This window comes from uncultured Agitococcus sp., from assembly GCF_937920075.1.
Lineage (GTDB): Bacteria > Pseudomonadota > Gammaproteobacteria > Pseudomonadales > Moraxellaceae > Agitococcus.
Genome location: NZ_CALETI010000139.1, coordinates 1 through 3,996, shown reverse-complemented (window position 1 = coordinate 3,996; position 3,996 = coordinate 1). Strand labels below are relative to the sequence as shown.

The window sequence follows — 3,996 nt, the reverse complement described above, 5'->3', positions numbered from 1 at the left end:
TCATCATGTCCCAAATCGAACAACTACTCTCAAGACAATTTCAACAAGCCACAGAGGCTTTTACCAAAGCCAATCTAGTCAACGAATGGCAACAGCTGCAACAACAGCGTTTGTCTCACTTACAACAACTGGCATTAAGCAGTGATTATGCGTGGCGTGTGTTGTGTCAGTGGCCACAGGTTTTTTGGCAAGTTCATCAACAAGGTTTATTGGATAACACGCTAGCAAGGCCGTATTTTCATCAACAGACTCATCAATTATTTCCTCTAAGCCAGACTGATTTTATGTGGATGCAAAACATTCGCCAATATCGTCAACAAATGATGTTGCGCTGGATTTATCGGGATGTGAATCAATTCTCAACCCTAGCAGAACTCACCGATGAATTATCAGAGTTTGCCGAAGCGAGTGTTGATGCTGCGATTGCGTATGCCGAACAAGCCTTGATTGCCCGTTATGGTCAGCCTATTGGCGAAGACTCAGGCCAAGTGCAAAAAATGATTGTTATTGGCATGGGCAAATTGGGCGCACAAGAACTGAACTTATCTTCGGATATTGATTTGATTTTTAGTTATCCCGAAGCAGGCGAAACCAATGGTCGGAGTGTGATTAGTAATCAAGAATATTTTATTAAACTGGCTCAACAGGTAATTCGTTTGCTAGACCAACAAACAGCCGATGGTTTTGTCTTTAGAATTGATATGCGTTTACGGCCTTGGGGTGATGGCAGCGCATTGGCTTTATCATTTAATGCCATGGAGCGTTATTACGAGCAACATGGCCGCGAATGGGAGCGTTATGCTTTTATTAAAGCGCGGGTAATTGCGGGTGATATAGCAGCAGGCCAAGAATTACTCAGCAGTTTACGACCTTTTGTCTATCGGCGTTATATTGATTATTCCGCATTTGCGGCTCTGCGTGATATGAAAGCCATGATTGAGCGCGAAGTACGGCGTAAAGACATGGCTGACAATATTAAATTGGGGGCAGGTGGCATTCGTGAAGTGGAGTTTATTGCCCAAGCCTTCCAATTAATTCGTGGCGGCGTGTTTAAAGACTTACAACAACGACCGTTATTGCCCGTGTTAGCGGTATTGGTTGAACGTCAATTATTAAGCGCGCAAGCAGCACAAGAATTAGCCAGTGCTTATCAGTTTTTACGGCAGGTTGAACATCGGATTCAATGTTATAACGACCAACAAACCCAAAAATTACCCAGTGATGAGTTTGCGCGTTTACGCTTGGCACAGAGTTTAGGCTTTGCTGATTATGCGGCTTTTCTTGCGGTGTTGAGCGAGCATCGAGCCAAGGTATCACAACATTTTCAAGCCGTGGTCGAAAATCCTCAATCCAAAGAACAACGTACAGTGAGTCAAATTGCCCGTGAATTATGGCTCGAAACTATTGATGAGCAACAAGCCTGCTTAGCTAAATTGGGCTTTAGTGATGTGCTGAGTATTGAACAACGCTTACAACAATTACGCAGCAGTCGTGTGGTCAAAACCTTACCTGTGATTAGTAAAGAGCGTTTAGATGCCTTTATGCCTTTGTTTTTAGAAAGTGTCGGCAAGCACCCTCAAGCCGATTTAGCTTTTAGTCGTTGTTTGCCTTTGGTCGAGTCGGTGTTAAGACGTACCGCCTATTTGGTGATGATGCTCGAAAATCCGAGTGCTTTACAGCGTTTAATTAGTTTGTGTGCTGCCAGTCCGTGGATTGCCGAGGAATTAGCTCGTTATCCTGTGTTATTAGACGAGTTATTAAATGCAGATACCTTGTTTGCACCGCCACAAAAAGCGCAACTTTTGGCTGAATTACGACAGCAATTATTAAGAATCCCTTTAGATGACTTAGAAGAACAAATGCGTGTCCTACGCATTTTCAAAAAAAGCCATGTGTTAAGAGTAGCAGCGTCAGATATTCAAGGCACATTGCCGTTAATGAAAGTCAGTGATTATTTGTCGTGGATTGCAGAAGCGGTATTAGAATCTGTCGTGGCCTTAGCATGGCAGCAGTTAACCGCTAAATATGGTTATCCGATTAAATTAGATGGCAGTATTGCCAGTAGTGATTTTATTGTTTTGGGCTACGGTAAATTAGGCGGTATTGAATTAGGTTATGGCTCAGATTTAGATTTGGTGTTTGTTCATGATGTTGATAGTAGTGCGGATACCAATGGCATAAAAGCAATTAGTGGTGGCGAGTTTTATGCCCGTTTAGCGCAAAAAATGATTAGTTTATTAACCACAGCCACCGCCGCAGGCCAACTCTATGAAGTTGATATGCGTTTACGACCTTCGGGTAATGCGGGTGCATTGGTCAGTAGTGTCAAAGCGTTTACTGATTATCAGCATCAACAAGCATGGACATGGGAGCATCAAGCCTTAGTACGCGCAAGGGTTGTAGCAGGTGATGAGCAGTTAGCAACACGCTTTTATCAGATTCGCCATCAGGTTTTAGTCTGTCAACGAGAGTTAGCCAAGCTGCAACAAGAGGTGATTGAAATGCGTCAAAAAATGCGTGACCACCTGTCCAGCCAAGCAAAACAAAAAAATGCTAAAATTTTTGACATAAAACACGATGCAGGGGGTATTGTTGACATCGAATTTATGGTGCAATACGGAGTTCTAGCATGGGCAAGTGATTACCCCGAACTTACCCACTACCCAGATAATGTGCGTATCTTGGACGGTTTTGCTCAGTGCGGCAAATTAAGCCTCGAACAGGCAGAAGCACTGAAAGCGGCTTATCTAGAATACCGCGCCCGCAGTCATCGTTTAGCCTTGGCGCAACAACCTGCGCAAGTGCCCGATACAGACTTTATTGCCACCCGTACACTGGTACAGCAGTGTTGGCAAAATTTATTAAGCCCTCATACTAGCTAGAGGACTCCCTCGCCCTTTGGGAGAGGGTTGGGGTGAGGGCAAGCAATTAAGCAAATAACCTAAGAGTCCTAAAGTACGAAATTATCTTTATATTTATTGGAGAAATACTGTGCTCAGTATGGCAGATCGTGACGGTTTCATTTGGTTGGATGGTCAATTAGTTGATTGGCGTGATGCAAAAATTCACGTATTAACCCACACTTTACATTATGGTATGGGCGTGTTTGAGGGTGTGCGTGCTTATGAAACTGCACAAGGCACAGCGATTTTTCGTTTAAAAGAACACACGCAACGTTTGTTAAATTCAGCCAAAATTTTTCAAATGAAAGTACCCTTTGATTTGGAAACATTAATGGCCGCTCAATGTGCGGTGGTTCGTGAAAACAAATTAGCGTCTGGTTACTTACGCCCAATTATCTGGATCGGTTCAGAAAAAATGGGTATTGCTGCTAAAAACAATACCAATCATGTCGCAGTTGCAGCATGGCCGTGGGGCGCGTACTTGGGCGAAGATGGCATGACCAAAGGTATTCGGGTTAAAACCTCATCTTTTACCCATCACCAACCTAACATTACCATGTGTAAAGCCAAAGCGGTGGGTAATTACCCTGTTTCTATCTTGGCGCATCAAGAAGTAGCAGCTTGTGGTTATGATGAAGCCATGTTATTAGATCCACATGGTTTTGTCTGTCAAGGTGCTGGCGAAAACGTATTTTTGGTCAAAAATGGTGAGTTACACACGCCAGAGTTGGGGGGCGGTGGTTTAGATGGTATTACGCGTCAAACCATTATCCAATTTGCCAAAGACTTAGGTATTCCTGTTATCGAACGTCGTATTACTCGTGATGAGTTTTATATTGCTGATGAAGCTTTCTTTACAGGCACAGCTGCCGAAGTGACGCCAATTCGTGAATATGATGACCGTCCAATTGGTACAGGTGTTCGCGGTGAAATGACGGCCAAATTACAGCAGTTATTCTTTGATACAGTGAATGGCAAAAATGAAAGCTATAAACATTGGTTAACCTATGTTTAACACGGCTGCATTGATTGCTTATTAAAAGATCATCGCTATTTATCTACACTGGAATAATAGATTATAGCGATAGAGTTC

Annotated in this window: 2 protein-coding genes; both read left to right on the top strand. The window is 43.2% G+C overall.

Features of this window, described 5'->3' with window-relative positions; genetic code table 11:
* A partial coding sequence (glnE, locus tag Q0212_RS05200) for a bifunctional [glutamate--ammonia ligase]-adenylyl-L-tyrosine phosphorylase/[glutamate--ammonia-ligase] adenylyltransferase (RefSeq protein ID WP_367175609.1) occupies nt 1-2,882 on the top strand: 2,882 nt, incomplete at its 5' end.
* Nucleotides 2,883-3,000: 118 nt separating this feature from the next.
* Nucleotides 3,001-3,918, top strand: a complete 918-nt coding sequence (locus tag Q0212_RS05195) for a branched-chain amino acid transaminase (RefSeq protein WP_297923221.1) — start codon at nt 3,001-3,003, stop codon at nt 3,916-3,918.
* Nucleotides 3,919-3,996 lie beyond the last annotated feature (78 nt).

Coding starts and splice junctions, on each gene's coding strand:
- Q0212_RS05195 (WP_297923221.1), top strand. CDS start 3,001: ATGGCAGATCGTGACGGTTTCATTTGGTTGGATGGTCAATTAGTTGAT.